This is a genomic window from Escherichia sp. E2661 (assembly GCF_004745185.1).
Lineage (GTDB): Bacteria > Pseudomonadota > Gammaproteobacteria > Enterobacterales > Enterobacteriaceae > Escherichia.
Genome location: NZ_PDIG01000013.1, coordinates 48,105 through 66,785, shown reverse-complemented (window position 1 = coordinate 66,785; position 18,681 = coordinate 48,105). Strand labels below are relative to the sequence as shown.

Sequence of the window (18,681 nt, the reverse complement as noted above, 5' to 3'; positions counted from 1 at the left end):
GTTTACTGGCATCGCACAACTCTGGCAGGCGGTGAGGACCTGGTGGCTGAAAAAGCAGACCCGGCGCGTGTTACAGCAGATGAGTGATGAGCGGTTGAGGGATATTGGGTTACGCAGGGAGGATGTGGAGTGAGGGGGGAAAATTCCCCTTCCTGTGTGGGGAAGGGGAGAGAGACTTAGCGTGGCGTTTTGCAGCAAATTATTAAATTTTTTGTGATAATCTGGATATAGTGTGAATGAAATCATAATGCAAATCCTGTAATTTACTGCTGAGGTATTTTTGATTGCCTATTAATTGTTCTATTTCTGGTGTTTCTGTTTCTTCTTTAAAATATAATGCTGCTGACAAGTTATAATCATTATCAGCAATTTCTGATTTTTTTACAATCTTCGATAACTTATTATTTTTACGTTCAGTAAACAAATTAATTATAAGGTCGTTGTTGAAGGTTGTTTTATCTCTTGCATCAATGAATAGGATGTCATCATAGTCATTTTGCTTGCGTAGCAGCAAAATGCTTGTTGGTACAGAAGTGTTTCTAAAAATACCTTTCGGTAAAAAAATAATGGTGGAAATATGACCTTTTTCAATAAATGACTTACGTATTTCTTGTTCTTTCCCACTTCTAAATAAAACGCTATCCGGCATGATGATAGCAGCGCGCCCATTATTTTTTAACTTGTAAATGCAGAATTGTAAAAATATAAAGTCAGCATTTGAAACAACTGGTTCTCCATAAATACAAAAATGTTTTTGCGTATTTTTAGGTATTTTTAGAGAGAAAGGTGGATTGGATAAAATAATATCAAATTTTTCAGGTAGATTGTTATCGTTAAAATATGGTGTTGTAATATTTAAAGGATTGTTTTCGGTTACGAGCATTTTCAATTTTGATATTTTAGATCTTTCTATGATACTTTCAGTACCATAAATCATGACATTTTTTATTAAACATTGCAGAAATGAACTCACCTGAACCACATGCAGGATCATAAAAAATATCGCCATCTTGGATGTTGACTATTTTACTCATTAATTCAACCAACTCATTAGGGGTATGATGCCTTTGAGATAGAGGTCTTAGTTGCTCAATATTCGAGGTGATTATATTAATAATGTCTATTTTAGAGAATTCTTTGTGGTAATAATCATAACAAAGGTGGTGAAATATATTTGATATATATTGATTGACATCCATGTTAGAGGATTTTATATGAAAGATTATATCTGAAAAATATATAAGAAAACTCATCCCATGTTACTTTGTTTTTATTTAGTGACGGCGAGTGTCTATAAATGTGTTCAATATCCATTTCGCTTACTGATGTAATTTTCTTGGTAGATTCCTCATGTAAATAAGTTAGTACAGTAGCTTCAAAACAAATAAGCATTTTCTGGTATTTATCCAGGGAATTGCAGGGGATTGATTGTAATATGCTTATAAAATCTTGTATTTTCACATTTACTCTCCTTTGTAGATTAACTTATTAATTGTTGCATGACACAATGCAGAACCATTTTCTATTAAACTACACAAGGTCTCTTTTTGTTCTGTCCACATGTTATAAAGGTTAATAACTTCATATTGAATATCCAATGATGGAATCGGTAATGTTAATGTTGCAAGTTTTTTTTATGCTAAGGTTTGTAACCAATCCGTTACCTTGTAGTTCATTTATCAGATTAATACCTTTCGGTGCATTTAAAAAATATAACAAATACTCTGGATAGATCAAATTGCTATTAATTCTTATAATGGCAATTTGATTCGTTGTAGTAACTGCAACATTATTTTCATTATCTATCATCATTGCAGCTATCCTTTCGCCCCTTAAAGGTAAAAGAATATCATTTGTTTTTAGGTTGAATTTTAGTTTTTTTTCTGAAAGATCTGCAAAGGGAAGTGACGAGAAATCACCAAATATGCCTGCCTGTATATCTTTTATCTGAATAAGTTTGATGCAACCTGTTGCAGTTTCAGCTTTGGTACGAAATGAGTGTCCACCAAAAACATATGCTATCTCTGATAGATTTTTCATCATCATTTGGTCTCATGTTTGAAATCAACGGAAAGATGAATACCCATAGAGGTATTTGCTTTTGACAGATCCTCTAACTGAAATAATAGGATATCATCATCAGACACTAAATGTGATAAAATTGTTATCAAAAACAAGCAAATAACTCGGTTTAACCCTTTCTTTTTCCTCATGGTGTGGCTCCTTCTAACTTTCAGTATCGTACTAAGCAATTTTTCAGTAAGGTAGCGTACTGCTATGGGGTTGTCACCCTGCACTGCTTAATTTTTTTGGAGAGCATCAGATTAATGTTATGTGTTATTTTTGAAAATTCTATAACTTATTGATTTTTTTTGTTATTTTTTAATGGTGTGATATCTGGAAAAATAGTTAATACATGATGACTCTACAGTCATGATTTTTTTTCCGCTAAAGATCAGATGACCAATTTTGTGTATTATATGTTTTAAATTTATTAACTTAAGTTAAATTTCTGTGGTTGTTATGTTGTGCTCTGGTTGTGCTGCGATAAATGAAATTTATGCACGGATCTTTTATGAATGGATAGAGTCTGTATTTGTTAAGCTCAAAAAGAGAATGGTATTTTTACCCATAATGTGAAAATACTTATATTTTTAATGAGTAAGCGTGATTTTTTTAGACTATGATATTATAGATATTGTTACGATGTTTTTACCATATTTATAAATGAGTAAGCCGAATAATTATTGAATTATCCGGCCTTCATAATTAATTTAAAGCACTCATATGATGTTCTTTAAAATTCTCTGCCTGTGCCAGCACACCCATATAAACATCATCATTCGCTACTGGCGGGAACTTATGCTTGTGTAGAAGCAGAATAAGTTCAACTTTCAGTTTCGCTTTAATATCATCGCGTTTACTCCAGTCAGGATATTTCGATGTGTTGTCAACCACGCTTTTCATCTCTTTTGCCAGTGACAGCATTTTTTCATCATCATAAGTAAACTGATATTTATCGCGCATATGAGCAAGAATGTCGTAAAACGCTTTTTCTTCAATATCAATACCTAAATCGGCCCAGGTGCCCATTTCGGTTTTAATATCATAGATAATATCGGTCATTTCCTGACTGAATGTATCGAATTCTTCACCGTTGAGTACATCATCTTCTCGCCGCTCATTATAACGATCTATAATCGCCTGGAAGCGGCGGGTGAAGTTAATCCCTTGCAACTGGTTCACTTTCTTGAAGTCGCTGATCGCTTTTTCCAGTAATTTTTGTAATAACTGGATCTTCGTTGCCGGAAGTTTGATCTTGTTAATTCGCGCCAGATAATCTTCGTCAAAAATATCGATGGATTCTGCTTTTTTATCGCCAAGAAAATAAATTTCTTCTACGCCATCAGCTTTTAACGCTTCTGCAATCATTTCACGAACGCGTGCATTCATCTGAGTGACATCCGGTGCGTCACCTTTCGTCAGTTTGAAAACAATTGAACGAACAGCAAGATAATAGTGAATATAGTCACGTTCTGTCTGTGATAATGCTTCGCTGCCGCAGCAGACGTCGTAGGCGGCTTTCATGCGTTTAACCAGTCCCATAAACCGACGTTCAACTTTCTGGGTACGCAGAACGAATTCCGCCGCGCGGTTGAGGCAGGATAATTGCGCTTGTGGCTCACCACTAAAATAATCCCGACTGTCAAATTCGTAAAAGACTTGCCCCAACAAATCGAGATGGTTTTTAACTTCTATTACCGATTGCTGAATATCTTCAAAGTTGGTGGCATCAATGCGGGAATACATTGCCAGTGCCTGGTTCATCTGACTCTTAATGCCGATGTAGTCCACCACTAACCCTTTACTTTTACCTTCCAGTTTACGGTTAACGCGAGAAATGGTCTGGATAAGATTATGTTTTTGTAAGGGTTTATCAATATAAATGGTATCCAGTTCCGGGACGTCGAAACCGGTCAGCCACATATCAACAACAATGGCAATTTTGAAATTCGATTTAGCGTTTTTGAACTGCTTATCCAGCTCTTTACGATATTCTTTTGTGCCCAGTAAATCATAAAGCGCCTCGTCGTCATCTTTACCGCGCGTCATGACCATCTTCACCATTTCAGAAGGCGGTAACTCTTTCTGCTCCTGTTCCGTCAGGACGACGCCATCGGGTGCTTGCTTCACTTCAAACCAGGCAGGGCGAATAGCTTTAAGCTGACGGTAGAAATCCCAGGCAATTTCACGGCTGGCACAAACAAACATGGCTTTGCCTTTTACGGTGGAGCCTTCGGCTACGCGTTTTTCATAATGTTTGGCAAAATCTTCCGCGAGGGCTTTTAATCGATCTTCATCACCCAGAACCGCATTCATGGTTGCGGTGGCTTTTTTGCTTTCGTCGATTTGCCACTCATTGGTGCCTGCGTTTGCGCACTCTTCGTAATACTTTTCGACTTCTTCCAGTTTGCTGGAGTCCAGGATCACTTTAGCTGCACGGCCTTCGTACACGATGCGTACAGTGATTTCATCCTGAACGGATTCGGTCATGGTGTAACTGTCGATCACCTCACCGAAGACATCGAGCGTCGCGTCAATCGGTGTGCCGGTAAAGCCAACATAGGTGGCATTTGGCAGTGAATCGTGCAGGTATTTCGCAAAGCCATAAGTTTTGCGCACTTTTCCGCTTTCTTTATCGACGATGACTTTCTGGTCGAGGTTAACCTGGCTGCGATGTGCTTCGTCCGAGATGCAAATGATATTGCTGCGTTCAGAAAGGAGTTCGGTGTCTTCGGTGAATTTATGGATCGTTGTCAGGAATACACCGCCACTATTGCGTCCCGCCAGTTGATTACGCAAATCTTCACGGCTGGTAACAGGAACGATGGTGTCGTCGCCAATGTAATTTTTGGCGTTGCACATTTGCGCAGAAAGCTGATCGTCCAGATCGGTGCGGTCGGTGATCAAAACAATGGTCGGGCTGGCAAACTCCACGCTCTTCATCAAAAGACGCGTTAAAAATTGCATGGTGTAACTTTTGCCACAGCCCGTTGCGCCAAAGTAGGTGCCGCCTTTACCGCTACCGAAAGGTTTACGCGCTTGCTTGATGCTGTAATAGAGTTTGCGAGCGGCATAGTACTGCGGATATCGGCAGCAAATTTTTACTTCGTGCTTGGCTTTATCCGGGAAGCAGATAAAGTTTTTAATCACGTCCAGCAGACGTACCGGATGAAACAGCCCCTGAATCATTGAGTGCAATGATGGAATTCCGTCCTGTTCACGGTTTTCATTACCGGTGACTTTGCGCCATGAGTAAAAATATTCATAGGGCGCAAACAGGTTGCCCATCCGGTTATTTACGCCATCGCTAATAATGCAGAGCGCGTTGTAGATAAACAGTTGCGGAATATCCCGGCGATAGCGTTTACAGAGCTGTTTCCAGGCATCGCCAATACTGGCTTCCTGCTCGCGCACCGCACTTTTAAATTCAAAGACGACCAGTGGCAGACCGTTGATATAGAGAATGCCGTCAGGAATACGAGTCTGATTATCTTTGCCGGAGATTTTAAGCTGGTTAACAATCTTAATCCGGTTAAGCGGCGGATTAATATAGGAGGGCGGGAGTTCCGCCGCCTGTTGCAACGGGACATCTTCGGCGTCAAATATCTGGCGCAGTGCGGCAGGTAGATGCCGGGTGTCGAGCAATTCAATATAGAGATCTTTTTGTTGCCGATCGTCGCGTTTGAACAGAAAACCATTTGCCAGCCAGCGACAAAATGTTTTGTTGCTTTCATAAAGATCGGAGGCCGGAAGCGTGGTGAACTGTTTGATCAGTCGCTGAATCTCTTCTTCAGTAATGCCATCAGGCTGGTAGCGTGCTGCTAAATAATGACGGAGATCGTCTTCGATGATGACTTGATCGAGACTCGAACGTGGGACATTATCGCCGATCAGGTGTTGATACCCCTGATCTTGTAACAGTTCAATGATCGCTTGTTCTAATTTTGCTTCACTGAAAGAGAGACTCATATCGCGCTCCAACCCTGGCTTTTCTGGTAAGCATTCCCGTATCAGTAGAAAACCTTACCAGAAAGCCCCTGATTTTACAGGGGCAAAATGCGTTATGCAGCTTCTGTATCGGTGCTGAGATCGGGAAGATCTTCCAGGGATAGCTCGCCGGAGATGAGTTTCGGGAGCAGGGTGTCGCGGAGGGCTGTTAAGTTACATATGTTTCCATTATTAAATTTTATCTTTTGAAATATTATATCTGTTGATTTTTTATATTTTTCTAATATGTCTCCATCAGGAACAAGAACTGGAATTTTTCTTATTATTTTAGAGTTTATTGCTGTAGCAATAGAAGATGTACTTCCTAAAGAATTATAATCAAAACTTTTTTAGATATGAATATAAATATTCTTTGTTAACGTCATGCTTCATATTATAAAAATGAGCAATTGCTTCATTGGTAGTTAATATGTTTTCGGCTATCGCTATTCTACCGATTGTCAACTTGAAACTTAATAATACAGCATCTTTAGGGACAATTTTTACATTATAACTATTAACTGCGTCAGAAGTTAAATACTCACTACTATCTTTAATGAATACACTACAATTTCCTAGATCCTTAATCGAGACCCATGCATAGTTACTGTCTTTTTTGTCGCAAAAACATTCTTTTTGAGTACGAGGCGGCGTTTTTTCCTATGGAGATCGTTGCTATTTCTTCTGCATTTTTATAATGCCAGCCCTTTGGCACCCAACCCAACTCCGTTTCTTCAAATTCACTTGGGAAAAGCGAGCGGATATCCGCCGAAAGTGGTTTGAAATCTACACTATTACGTACTTTTTTACGCAATTCGACGCGAGTTTGCAGGGCTTCCGGGATGGGGTTTCCCGCATCCAGAGCGTTATCAATCACTGGATCAAAATCCACAAACCAGGATTTGAAAAGGGTTTGGGACATTTGTTCCAAGGTTTGGTTGATCCCAGTATTTATTGCTATTTTTTTGTCAATCACTAATAAATTAGAAACAATTGTCCGTTGAATAGTGATTTTTGGTAAAGGTATTTTTAATGCTTTAATATTAGGTATTCTGATATTGCTTACGGTTGTTCCAGTACCTTCATTCCAGCTAATTTGATGTTGAATATATGAACTCTGCATTACATATAGTAGATATTCTGGGATGACTTGAGATTTATCCGCACGTATTAATACCATTCTTTGTCCCAGGCAGCATTTTATCCCTTTTGGAATTATACATACTTCACCCATTGGCGCTTCTCTGGTTAGAACTATATCTTCTTCAGAGGGAATGGCTCTCTTGATACGTTCTAGATAACCTTCTTCTGTTGTAAAACTAGGGGTTGCTAAATCTAAAGCACCATTGCGGATATTATTACTTCTGAGAACAATAACTCCTGAGTCTGTCCATTCTGGCGTTGAATGAGGACAATCAACAATTAAAGTCGTAATTTCATCCAAACGGAATTCTGGCCACTTATTCCCCATAACCCAGCGCCTCCAAATTCTTGCGAATCGCACGATCCAGTTCTTCCGCCTGCTTCATCTGCTCAAACAACGTCTTCGACAATTCACGCATTTTCGTCTCAAATGCCACGCCGTCCTCTTCCTGCTCGGCTGCACCCACATAGCGGCCCGGTGTCAGTACGTAGTCGTTATCTTTAATATCTTGCAGGGTCGCAACTTTGCAAAAGCCTGCCTGGTCTTCATATTTTTCCAGCTTGCTGTCACCACGCGCAATCCGTGCAGCCAGTTCTTCCGGCGTGCTGCGCCAGGCATGATAGGTATCGGCGATGGTGGCAATATCTTCCGTCGTTAACTCTTTAGTTGTGCGGCTAATCATGGTGCCGAGGTTACGCGCATCAATAAACAGCGTCTCGCCCTGACGATCACGATAACCTTTGGCCGGATCGGCAGCCTTCGATTTGGTCATAAACCATAAACACACCGGGATCTGCGTGGTGTAAAACAACTGTCCAGGTAGGGCGATCATGCAGTCAATCAGATCATTTTCGATCATCTGTGCACGGATCTCGCCTTCACCGCTGGTGTTAGAACTCATCGAACCGTTTGCCAGCACAAAACCTGCTGTGCCGTTAGCCGACAGCTTGGAGAGCATATGCAAAATCCAGCCGTAGTTGGCGTTACCGGTTGGCGGCATACGATAACCGGCAAAACGTGGGTCTTTGGTTAATTCGGCTTCATTACGCCAGTCTTTCAGGTTGAACGGCGGGTTTGCCAGAATGTAGTCGGCTTTCAGATCCGGGTGCTGGTCGCTAAAGAAAGTGTCTGCCGGGCGTTCGCCGAGGTTAGCTGAAAGACCGCGAATGGCGAGGTTCATTTTTGCCAGTTTATACGTCGTGGCTGTCAGTTCCTGACCATACAGCGCGATATCACGGCTTTTACCCTGATGGCTCTCGACAAACTTCACCGACTGCACGAACATCCCTGCCGAGCCGCAGCACGGGTCATAAATTTTGCCCTGGAAGGGTTCGAGCATTTCAGTTAACAGCGTAACCACACATTTGGGCGTGTAGAACTCACCACCGCCTTTGCCTTCGGTAGCGGCAAACTTACCGAGGAAGTATTCGTAAACGCGTCCGACCAGGTCTTCTTTCGATAATGTTTCAACGTCAGTTTCGTGTGCCAGCGTTTCGATGTTGTCGATGGTATCAATGAGTGACGCCAGTTTTTTGGTTTCCAGATTCTGACGGCTGAAGTAGTTATCTGGCAGCGCGCCTTTCAGGGTTGGGTTACGTTTCTCTATGGTCGAGAGGGCGGTGTCAATACGGACCGCAATATCGTCCTGTTTGGCATTTTGTTTGATAAACGACCAGCGCGCCTCTTCCGGCAGGTAGAAAATGTTGTCCTGCTGGTAGAACACTTCCATCTCAAGGAAGTCAGCTTGCCCATCGGCAATCATTTTTTTGCGGCGTGCTTCAAACTTATCGCTGATGAATTTCAGGAACACGAGGCTTAACACCACGTGCTTGTATTCGGAGGACTCAACGCTACCGCGAAGTTGGTTTGCGGTATCCCATAATGTTTCTTCAAAGCCTTTCTTTGCTTTGGCTTTTTTAGTTGGTGCTTTGGCCATGATGAACTCTGTTCAGATAAATTGGGTCGCTATTGTAATGGTAGAGACGGCAGATTTCGCCCTTTAATCCATCTCCAGCTCATCAAACAACTGCAAATCTACATCCAGCAATTCCACTGCATTGCTGCGGCGAATGCCGACGTTATTTTCGATTAACAGTTCCAGTAAGCGATCGCCGTCGATAAGCGTAATGGGCGCTGCCCCCGGAAAGAGCGCCGCTTCTGCACATTTCGCCGCAAATTTCCCGGTGGTGATGAGCGTACCGCGAATGGCTTTGTGGTAAGGCAACGCCCCGCGCAACTGGTCGATATACGGGCGAGTGATAGTGTTCTGCATTCTTTTGACCTGCACCACTTCTGTAATGGTGGTGATGCCGACCTGCACCTGACCAATCACGTCCACGCCTTTATCGCCTGAGGCTTTGGTCACTTCGACCTGCTCGTAGCCCATTGCTTCCAGTAATTGACCGACCAGTTGCTCAAACTTGTACGGGTTCATCGTGCTGATTTGTTCGCGCAGCAGCTCTTTTTGCTGCTCGTTGTAGCGTTTCACCGCTTCCAGCAGCTCTTTACGTGGATCGCTTTTTCGTGCCGGCAACGCTTTTCCAAGCCAGGCGCGCCCGGTATCGGTGATGCGATAGCTCATGCCTTCACGGTTAACCATGTCACGGTCGATAAGGTTATAGAGACGGGAGTAGAGCGTACTTTTCACTGAACTTGCAGACGCGAATTTCGAATGCTGATGCAAAAAGGCCTGCCATTCCGGCAATAAATCGGCGCGGCGCGACATTTCGCGGCCAGCTAATAGTTCAAGAAGTTGCAGAATGCCTTCCTGATCGTCCAGTGAACGCAGCGTTTTTTCGTCATCTTGCAGGAATTTTTGCCCGCGCGAGGTGGGCTGCCAGGTATCGTCTGGCGTGCTTTCCATCAGCTCAAACTGGGGATAGTTGAGGAATAAGTAGCAGCCGTAGCTGTGGCGCGGGTTCAATATGTGATTATCGGTATCCCAAATACGACGGGCGATGTCGGCATCTTCACCCGTTAAGCGTTCGCTGATCCACAGGTCAGGTTCCGACCAGTCAACGGGTTTTTGCGGCGTTCCGGTTTGCTCGTGAATGGCAGTAATCATATTGCGCACCGCTTTCAGGGAATAGCCTGATACGGCTTTCATCATAGCCTTAACTTGCGCATAGGTAGGAAAAAGCGGAGTAATAACTTTGTAGTTTTTCACGGTAATCCCTTAACGACAGCGAGGTGCTTAGTGTGCCATGTCAGGCGAGAAATTCTATTGGATGAATCAAGTCCAACTCACACATTGTCAATTTCATGGTTGATTATTCGAAACGTGATGCTATTTCCAACATCAACGCTATAATTGCAGAATAATTGTACATACATTTTTGTATATACAATTAGGGATGGCAACTATGCCAATGGAGTTTGAATGGGATGCAAACAAGGCCAAAGGTAATCGGGTGAAACATGGCATCTGCTTTGAAGATGCGGTGTTAGTGTTTGATGATTCACAACGAACGGAATCGCTATGAGCATGGTTAAACATAAACGAGGGACCTCCTCTACACTCGATGTGCAGCATGAGGCCGAACTGAAGGCGCTGGCGAATAAATCCGACGAAGATATTGATTATAGTGATATCCCACCTTCCAGCGATGAGCAATGGTCTAACGCAGAACGCGGTAAGTTTTATCGGCCATTGAAAACTCAGGCTTCGGTGCGTATTGATGCTGATGTGATGGAATGGCTGAAGCGACCTGGCAAAGGCTATCAAACTCGCCTGAACGCAATTTTACGTGAAGCGATGCTGCGCGATCAGAACAAAAATAATTCAGGCCGCCACATGGCGGCCATCATCCAAAATTACTTCCTCAACCCCGCAAACGCCGCCCGAATCTCTTCCTCCGGCAGCTGAATCCCGATAAACACCATCGTGCTATGCGGTTTTTCATCGCCCCACGGGCGGTCCCAGTCGGCGCTGTAGAGGCGCTGGACGCCCTGGAACAGCAGGCGGTTAGGTTCGCCGTCAATCCACAGCATTCCTTTGTAACGCAGCAGTTTATCCGCCGATTCCAGCAGCAGGTTTTCCATCACCCGGGAAACTTCGCTGATATCTACCGGGTAATCCAGTTCCACCACAATCGACGAAATATCGTTTTGTTTATCCGCGATAAAGTGGAAACGCGGTTTGGTGCTGACGACGTTTTCTTCCAGCATAAAACCGTTGGTGTTGAACAACAGGCCCAGGTCGATGTCGCCGTGGGTGACGGTGTAGACCGGTGCACGGGCGTGATGCGTGCCAGACGTTCACGCAGTTTTTCTGCTTCGCCTGCGACGTCGGTTTTAGTCAGCAGAATACGGTCGGCGTAGCCAACCTGGGACTGGGCGATGGTGAACTGGTTCATCTGTTCATCGGCATGTACCGCATCCACCAGCGCAATCACGCCATCCAGCAGGTAACGCTGGCATAAAATCTCATGGGAGAAAAAGGTCTGAATAATCGGGCCGGGATCGGCCATGCCGGTGCATTCAATCACCAGACGGTCGAACTGAATATTGCCCTTGTCGAGATTATCCAGCAGGTCGAGTAGGGCGTCTTCCAGCTCGTTGGAGCGCGAACAGCAGATGCAGCCGTTGGTCAGCGTTTTGATCTGCGTGGCGCGGTCGCCAATCAGTTGATCATCAACGGAGACTTCGCCGAATTCGTTTTCAATCACGGCAATCTTGTAGCCGTGTTGTTCGTTAAGAATATGGCGCAGCAGGGTGGTTTTGCCCGCGCCTAAAAAACCGGTGAGTAGGGTAACTGCAATCGGGTTCATGCTCTCTCCATTAACAACAGCGCATACCGCCTTTACCATCGCCGCCGTAGCGCGCGTTCTGGCGTTCGCGGAAGAATTCTTCATAGCTCATGTACGGCTTGTCGGGATGGTTGGTCTTCATATGCTCGACGTAGTTGTCGTAGTCTGGAATGCCAATCAACATCTTCGCCGCCTGGCCGAGATATTTTTTTGCCTGTCCTAAGTTACCAAACATTTTGCCTTCCAGATATGCGTAAAGCCCGGAAGGTCCGGGCTGGGGATTTGCCGGATGCGGCGTAAACGCCTTATCCGGCCTACGATAGACACTTTGTAGGCCGGATACGCGCAGCGCATCCGGCAACCGATTAGTGGTGCGAAGAGATCTTCACGCCGCCTTCCGGGATTGGAACGTACGGAGTTTCTTTGTCAGTACGTTTGTCGCTGTTACGCACCTTCAGCCAGGTTTTGAAACCGTAGAAGATGATGCTGTACACCACAATCAGGAACAGAATACTCAGACCTGCGTTGGTGTAGTTGTTCACAACGATGTGGTTCATGTTGGCAATCTGCTGCGCCGTCAGGTCAGTACCGTTAGCAATCTTCTCTTTGTACTGGCTTGCCATGTAGAAGAAGCCTTCCATCTGCGGGTTGGTGCTGAACAGTTTCAGGCCCAGCGCCCAGGTGGTGCAGATAAGCAGCCATACAGCCGGAACAACAGTTACCCAGATGTATTGGGTGCGCTTCATCTTAATCAGCACAACGGTGCCCAGTACCAGCGCTACGGCTGCCAGCATCTGGTTGGAAATACCGAACAGCGGCCACAGGCTCTTAACGCCGCCCAGCGGATCGACCACGCCCTGATACAGCAGGTAGCCCCACAGACCCACACAGCCCGCAGTACCGATGATACCGGCAACCAGAGAGTCGGTTTTTTCAGGAACGGGATGAAGTTACCCAACAGATCTTGCAGCATAAAGCGGCCAGAACGGGTACCGGCATCCAGCGCGGTCAGGATGAACAGTGCTTCGAACAGAATACCGAAGTGATACCAGAAGCCCATGTCAGCCATCGGCAGCACTTTGTGGAACACGTGAGCGATACCTACCGCCAGCGTCGGCGCACCACCTGCACGGTTCAGGACAGAAGGCTCACCAATGTCTTTCGCGGTTTGCAGGATCTGCTCTGGCGAAATCACGAAGCCCCAGGAGCTGACGGTCGCCGCCGCGTGTGCGGTAACGTCTTTCAGCTGTGCCATGATGATCGGCGCGTTCTCGCCACCCATTTCATGCAGGTTAGGCATGGTGATGCCAAGGCCAGCAGGCGGGGTGTTCATCGCGAAGTAAAGACCCGGTTCGATGATAGACGCAGCAACCAGCGCCATAATCGCCACGAAGGACTCCATCAGCATTGCGCCGTAACCAATGAAACGCGCGTCGGTTTCGTTAGCCAGCAGTTTCGGCGTCGTACCGGAAGAGATCAGCGCGTGGAAGCCAGATACCGCACCACAGGCGATGGTGATGAACAGGAACGGGAATAGAGCGCCTTTCCACAGCGGGCCAGTACCGTCAATGTACTGGGTCATCGCAGGCATTTTCAGTTCCGGGTTCAGCACCACGATACCCAGCGCCAGGCCGACGATAACGCCGATTTTCAGGAAAGTTGCCAGATAGTCGCGCGGTGCGAGGATCAGCCACACCGGCAGCAGTGCGGAAACAAACGCATAGCCAACCAGCGCGAAGGTAATGGTGGTGTCTTTAAAGGTCAGTGCCGGACCCCAGTACGGGTCGTGAGCAATCACGCCACCGAAGTAGATAGAGGCAACCAGCAGCACGATACCAATAACAGAGACTTCACCCACACGCCCCGGACGAATAAAGCGCATGTAGATACCCATAAACAGCGCAATTGGTACGGTTGAGCAAACGGTGAAGACACCCCACGGACTTTCGGCCAGGGCTTTAACCACAATCAGCGCCAGGACGGCGAGGATGATGATCATGATTAAGAAACAGCCAAACAGCGCGATAGTCCCCGGTACTGGTCCCATCTCTTCTTTGATCATCTCACCGAGAGATGCGCCGTTACGGCGAGAGGAGATAAACAGCACCATAAAGTCCTGTACCGCACCGGCCAGCACTACCCCCGCCAGCAGCCACAGCGTGCCAGGCAGGTAGCCCATCTGCGCGGCGAGCACCGGACCAACCAGCGGACCGGCACCGGCGATAGCGGCGAAGTGGTGACCAAACAACACGTAACGGTTGGTCGGAACGTAGTTCAGACCGTCGTTGTTAATAACCGCAGGCGTCGCGCGCGTGGGGTCGAGTTTCATCACCTTCTGGGCGATGTACAGACTGTAGTAGCGATACGCCACCAGATACACCGACACAGAGGCGACCACGATCCACAGGGCGCTGACGTGCTCCCCCCGACGTAATGCAACTACCGCGAGGCAGAATGCACCGATGATTCCGAGAATCACCCAGGGTATGTGCTTGAATAGTTTTTTCGTATCCATAGTAAAACCTGGCATTTTACTCGTCGTCTTTTGGCTTACAGGTGCGGCAGCTGCGTTCGTTCACCTCTGTCACTTTACTTTTGTAAGTGACAGGGGATTCACTCACTTGCTGCCTTCCTGCAAACCAAAATCCATAGAGTAATTTGTTAATCATAGGCCGAAGCCGTTCTAGGTTTGCGTTGCGTTTGAGGAGGTAAATTGACCGCTATCCTGCAGTGATGTTGCCAGAGTTACGCGCGCGTAAAGTAAGGTAAATAACTGAGTGGTTATATTAGGGACGTAAGCGGTCAGGAATGGCGGTGAGCGGTTGGGCAAGAATTATTCATTAGGCTAATATGTGATTGAGATCACGAATTTTTTTTTGCCTGGATAGATTTCTCGTTTGCGCCTCAATAATTGCCAGATGCGCCATGCTTATCTGGCCTGGATAGATTCTGCAATGTATTGAATTTGTAGGAATTACCAGACCGGATAAGCCATTAACATCAAATCCTTATCAGGGATTTAATGTGGTGAAGGTGGCTGGTGCGCCAGGGCAATTAACGTTTCGCAGCGAGAGGGGGAAAGGGGTTCTCGCGGTTGCGGTAATGGCCAGCCGTATAACCATCGAGCGGTAGCGGCGCAGGTTCTCCCCTGACAGGCTCCCATGCCGCAGCGGGTCGTTAATTTGGCCTGCAGCCAGCTTTGTGCTTGCTCTACATCGCTACAGCGAATGTCTTCGCAGCGGCAAAGCAGCGTTTCTGGTGTCGCAACGCGCTTGAGACTTTCGGGCAGGGCAAAGGTTTTATGAAGTGCAAGGGCGAAGCGCTGCCACCCGGCACGTTTTTGTTGCAGAAACCTGGTTTCATGGGCGCGATCGGCCGCACAAAGCCCGGCTATCTCACCTTCTATCAGCGCCAGTTCACTGCCACCAAATCCAGTACATTCACCGGCTGCATAGATGTTTTTAACCGAGGTTCGCTGAAGTTCATCCACCTGCACGGCATCATTGCTGATGACACAACTGAAGAACAACCCTGGTTCAAGATTAGGCACCAGACCATAGCCAATAGCCAATTTGTCGCATGGCAGTGTGATTTCCCTACCATTGTGTCGGAGGGTGACAGCACGCAATGTGGCGTCGCCGTGAGCAGCGATAACCTGGCTTGCACTGAGATAACGACGAGGAAATAGTGTCGCCAGTTGGCGCAGCTTACCCGGCCAACGCCATAGCCCGAGGCCAAAGCGCAATAGCGCTGCGCGTGGGGCTTGTTCCACAATCGCCACCACTTCGCCTCCGGCACGGCGAACGGTGTCAGCAACGGCCAGTAATAGTGGCCCGCTTCCGGCAATAACCACTTTTTTGATTCGCCATGTGCAGCCCCTGTTTCACTTGTGCCTGTAACCCACCCGCGCCACTGACACCGGGCAGCGTCCAGCCTGGAAACGGTAATGCAAGTTCACGTGCACCGCAGCAGAGAATCAGCTTATTCCAGCTTACTGTGCCGTAGTCTTCTGCGGTTTCGAACAGTACACAATTTTCGCTGCGGCGAGCGATTAACCTCGCTCCGTTGAGCACACGAATCCGCGATTCGTTGGCGACGGCATCACGGTAATGGCGGGCCAGTGGAGGAAGCTGACTTTGTGGGCCATCGCGCCAGATTTGACCGCCAGGAAGCGGATTATCATCAAGGATGATGACCTGCTTATCGCACTTTGCTGCGGCCAGGGCAGCTGATAGCCCCGCCGGACCTGCACCGAGAATTAAAATGTCACACTGTAAGGTCTGCATATCCGCTCCTTTCAATCTGCATGTCTGGCTGGCAAAGGGTCTGACAACCTGGTACCCGACGACCATTAACGCTCACCCGACACTCCTGGCAAACGCCCATGCCGCAGAAGGGTGTACGTGGTTGCCCGCTCACCGAAAGGCGCGTAATGGGGTTATCGGTTAAGGCCAGTGCCGCCGCTACGCTAATACCCGTCGGGACAAACCAGGGCTGTCCGGCAATAAAAATTCGAATAGTGCCACTCATGCGCTGGCCTCCAGGGAGATAAGTCTGGCGGGTAGCCAGGGGGAAGGAGATACGAGGCTACGTTCACCCAGCAACTGTGCGGCTAACAGCGACGCGCTGGCGGGGGCAGTGGTCACGCCAAGCCCTTCATGACCAAGAGCCAGCCAGACGCCAGCACGGGAAGGATGCGGGCCGAGAAGGGGATTACCATCCTGCGAGGCGGCGCGAAAACCGCTCCAGCAACGAATAATATTGAGCGTTGCCAGAGACGGCAGAAAGTGTTGCGCTCTGGACAGCATCGCGGCCAGGAGTGGAAGGTCCAGTTCGCGATCCTGGTTATCGAACTGACGCGAAGAGCCAATCAGCAGTTGGCCGGTGGGACGAGGCTGCACATTAAAGGCCACTGACGTGCCGCCGCCGTGAGCACTGGCGCCGTAGCCAAGTTCAACCAGTTGGTGATTGACCAGTGGACCATAGCGATCAGTAATCGCCAGTTGGCCTTTCTTCGCGCGCAGCCATGGCTCCCCCAGTAACGTATTGGCTCCCAGACCACTGGCGATGACGATCGCGTCGGCGCGTACCTGGCGACCGCTCTGTAATGTCACTGTTGGTTCTTCCAGACGAATGGCGGGATCAACCAGATGTGTCAGCTTATCGCCCGCATTGGCAATAAACCAACGGGCAACGTTTGGGGCATAGACGATGCCATCGCCCGGCACCCATAACCCGCCGGATAACCCCGGGCGTAGCATAACTTCTCGCTCAGCCAATTGTGCGGCGCTTTGCATTTCGCTGTTTACTTTCTGCGATGCCAGACGTCGCTGCTTCTCTCGGGCAATTTCCAGTTCTTCTGGTGTTTCCGCCAGCCACAATGTGCCACAGCCGCGCCAGGCACAGCTTTCCGGTAACTGAGGCGTCAACGTGCGCCACAGTTCCAGCGACCAGGCAGAGAGCGTCAGTTCTGCGGGATCATCATCCATACAGACCAGATGCCCCATTCCCTGCAGCTGTAGCTCCGGCTCGGCCGTCGTCAATTAACGTGACTCTCACCCCACGTTTTGCCAGTTGCCATGCGCAGGCGGCCCCGATGATGCCTGCGCCGATGACAATGACCTCCGTGCTGTTCACAGGCTAATCCCCCAGCAGAAGGGATCGTCCGGATTAAGGAGCAGGCGATTGTCGCCGCATACCCAGGCTTCTCCACGAATGGTGGGGATAATCTTCTCGCCATGGCGGGTATAGTGAGCCGTAAACTGGCTACCAATAATACTGGCCTGGCGCCAGATATCGCCGGGGGCGAGTTTTCCGTCCTCTGCCAGACAGGCCAACTTGGCGCTGGTACCTGTGCCACAGGGAGAACGATCCCACGCTTTGCCTGGGCAAAGGACGAAGCTACGGCTATCCGCCTGATCGTCATCGGCAAAAAGTTCGATATGATCGATAATGCCACCATTTTCACCGACGATCCCCGCATTATCGAGTCCTTCCCGTACCGCCCAGGCGTATTCAGTTAACTGCGGGATCTGTTCCGGCACAATATCAAATGGATGATCATTAATAAGAAAAAACCAGTTGCCACCCCAGGCGATATCACCTGTAACTGTACCCACCGCCGTTTCCACACTTACCTGCTTTTGCCAGCGCCAGGCCGGAACGTTTTCAACTGACACACTGCCATCGTCATGCAATGTGGCGTTTACATCTCCAACAGGGGTTTCAATGCGGTGAACGCCTGGTTTAATACGACCTAACCAGGCCAGTGAAGCAATAAGCCCGATAGTGCCGTGCCCACACATATTCAGGTATCCGGCATTATTGAAAAAGATGACACCCGCCGTGGCATCAGGGGAAACCGGCTCACACAGTAGCGCGCCGACCAGCACGTCGTTGCCGCGTGGCTCAAGAATTATGGCTTTGCGCCAACTGTCAAATTCCCGGGCAAAACGTTCGCGCCGTTCGGCCATGCTGCCGCTACCGAGATCGGGAAAGCCATCAATAATCAACCGGGTCGGCTCGCCTCCGGTATGGGAGTCGATAGCCCTGAGTTCAGTGATTTGGTGAGGAACATGCATGCTCTGGCTCCATGTGGTTAACGAAATGTTTCTAAATGCTGGCGTAATTGCAACTTTATCGCTTGAAGGGTTTCTGCAAGGGAAATGACGAAATCAGCACAGTGAATTATTTCGAGACACCAGGAGTGGTCATATTTTTTTAATATTAATCATCTTG

10 protein-coding genes and 7 pseudogenes are annotated in these 18,681 nt (G+C 47.5%); 3 read left to right on the top strand and 14 right to left on the bottom strand.

Annotation, left to right across the window (positions count from 1 at the left end):
• The first annotated feature begins 42 nt into the window (after positions 1-42).
• Positions 43-87: a hypothetical protein gene (locus CRI63_RS24280; protein ID WP_230138863.1), complete on the top strand. Its 45-nt coding sequence runs from the start codon at positions 43-45 to the stop codon at positions 85-87.
• Positions 88-202: 115 nt separating this feature from the next.
• Here the strand turns inward: CRI63_RS24280 and CRI63_RS06960 are convergent, their stop codons facing one another.
• From CRI63_RS06960 to CRI63_RS06935, 7 genes and pseudogenes are all read right to left on the bottom strand, one after another.
• Complete coding sequence (locus CRI63_RS06960) at positions 203-994, bottom strand: N-6 DNA methylase (protein WP_276606365.1); 792 nt, start codon at positions 992-994, stop codon at positions 203-205.
• Positions 921-1,199 (bottom strand): N-6 DNA methylase, encoded by a 279-nt coding sequence (locus CRI63_RS24820; RefSeq protein WP_346763492.1) that lies wholly within the window; start codon positions 1,197-1,199, stop codon positions 921-923. Before CRI63_RS24820 ends, CRI63_RS06960 begins: the two co-directional genes overlap by 74 nt.
• Before the next feature lie 382 nt (positions 1,200-1,581).
• Entirely contained in the window at positions 1,582-2,046 is a 465-nt protein-coding gene (locus CRI63_RS06955) for a restriction endonuclease subunit S (protein WP_240782728.1), read from the bottom strand.
• Positions 2,047-2,769: 723 nt separating this feature from the next.
• The gene (locus CRI63_RS06950; protein ID WP_135518960.1) at positions 2,770-6,033 is read right to left on the bottom strand and encodes an HsdR family type I site-specific deoxyribonuclease; all 3,264 of its coding nucleotides are present in this window, start codon (positions 6,031-6,033) and stop codon (positions 2,770-2,772) included.
• Between the two features lie 92 nt (positions 6,034-6,125).
• Positions 6,126-7,522 (bottom strand): annotated as a pseudogene (locus CRI63_RS06945) (restriction endonuclease subunit S).
• Positions 7,512-9,131 carry a class I SAM-dependent DNA methyltransferase gene (locus CRI63_RS06940; RefSeq protein WP_135518958.1) on the bottom strand — a complete coding sequence of 540 codons (1,620 nt, stop codon included), beginning with the start codon at positions 9,129-9,131 and terminating at the stop codon, positions 7,512-7,514. The pseudogene CRI63_RS06945 and the gene CRI63_RS06940 overlap by 11 nt, the downstream one beginning before the upstream one ends.
• A gap of 63 nt (positions 9,132-9,194) precedes the next feature.
• Positions 9,195-10,361, bottom strand: a complete 1,167-nt coding sequence (locus tag CRI63_RS06935; RefSeq protein WP_000800829.1) for a restriction endonuclease — start codon at positions 10,359-10,361, stop codon at positions 9,195-9,197.
• Between the two features lie 196 nt (positions 10,362-10,557).
• Here CRI63_RS06935 and CRI63_RS24275 point away from each other — a divergent pair.
• Both CRI63_RS24275 and CRI63_RS06925 read left to right on the top strand, forming a co-directional pair.
• A pseudogene (locus CRI63_RS24275) lies at positions 10,558-10,659 on the top strand (BrnT family toxin); the annotation flags it as partial.
• Between the two features lie 14 nt (positions 10,660-10,673).
• Positions 10,674-10,970 (top strand): annotated as a pseudogene (locus tag CRI63_RS06925) (BrnA antitoxin family protein); the annotation flags it as partial.
• 38 nt (positions 10,971-11,008) lie between these two features.
• Here CRI63_RS06925 and yjiA read toward each other — a convergent pair.
• The 7 genes and pseudogenes from yjiA to CRI63_RS06890 all read right to left on the bottom strand — a co-directional run bounded on the left by yjiA (position 11,009) and on the right by CRI63_RS06890 (position 18,524).
• Positions 11,009-11,964: pseudogene (yjiA, locus tag CRI63_RS06920) on the bottom strand (GTPase).
• A 10-nt stretch (positions 11,965-11,974) separates the two neighbouring features.
• Complete coding sequence (locus CRI63_RS06915; RefSeq protein WP_000467859.1) at positions 11,975-12,178, bottom strand: YbdD/YjiX family protein; 204 nt, start codon at positions 12,176-12,178, stop codon at positions 11,975-11,977.
• 130 nt (positions 12,179-12,308) lie between these two features.
• Positions 12,309-14,458, bottom strand: a pseudogene (gene btsT, locus CRI63_RS06910) (pyruvate/proton symporter BtsT).
• Between the two features lie 504 nt (positions 14,459-14,962).
• A pseudogene (locus tag CRI63_RS06905) lies at positions 14,963-16,229 on the bottom strand (FAD/NAD(P)-binding oxidoreductase).
• Positions 16,210-16,473, bottom strand: a complete 264-nt coding sequence (locus CRI63_RS06900) for a (2Fe-2S)-binding protein (RefSeq protein WP_000017085.1) — start codon at positions 16,471-16,473, stop codon at positions 16,210-16,212. Before CRI63_RS06900 ends, CRI63_RS06905 begins: the two are co-directional and overlap by 20 nt.
• Positions 16,470-17,580 (bottom strand): annotated as a pseudogene (locus tag CRI63_RS06895) (FAD-dependent oxidoreductase). The gene CRI63_RS06900 and the pseudogene CRI63_RS06895 overlap by 4 nt, the downstream one beginning before the upstream one ends.
• Positions 17,577-18,524: a 4-hydroxyproline epimerase gene (locus CRI63_RS06890; RefSeq protein WP_135518952.1), complete on the bottom strand. Its 948-nt coding sequence runs from the start codon at positions 18,522-18,524 to the stop codon at positions 17,577-17,579. Before CRI63_RS06890 ends, CRI63_RS06895 begins: the two are co-directional and overlap by 4 nt.
• Positions 18,525-18,681 lie beyond the last annotated feature (157 nt).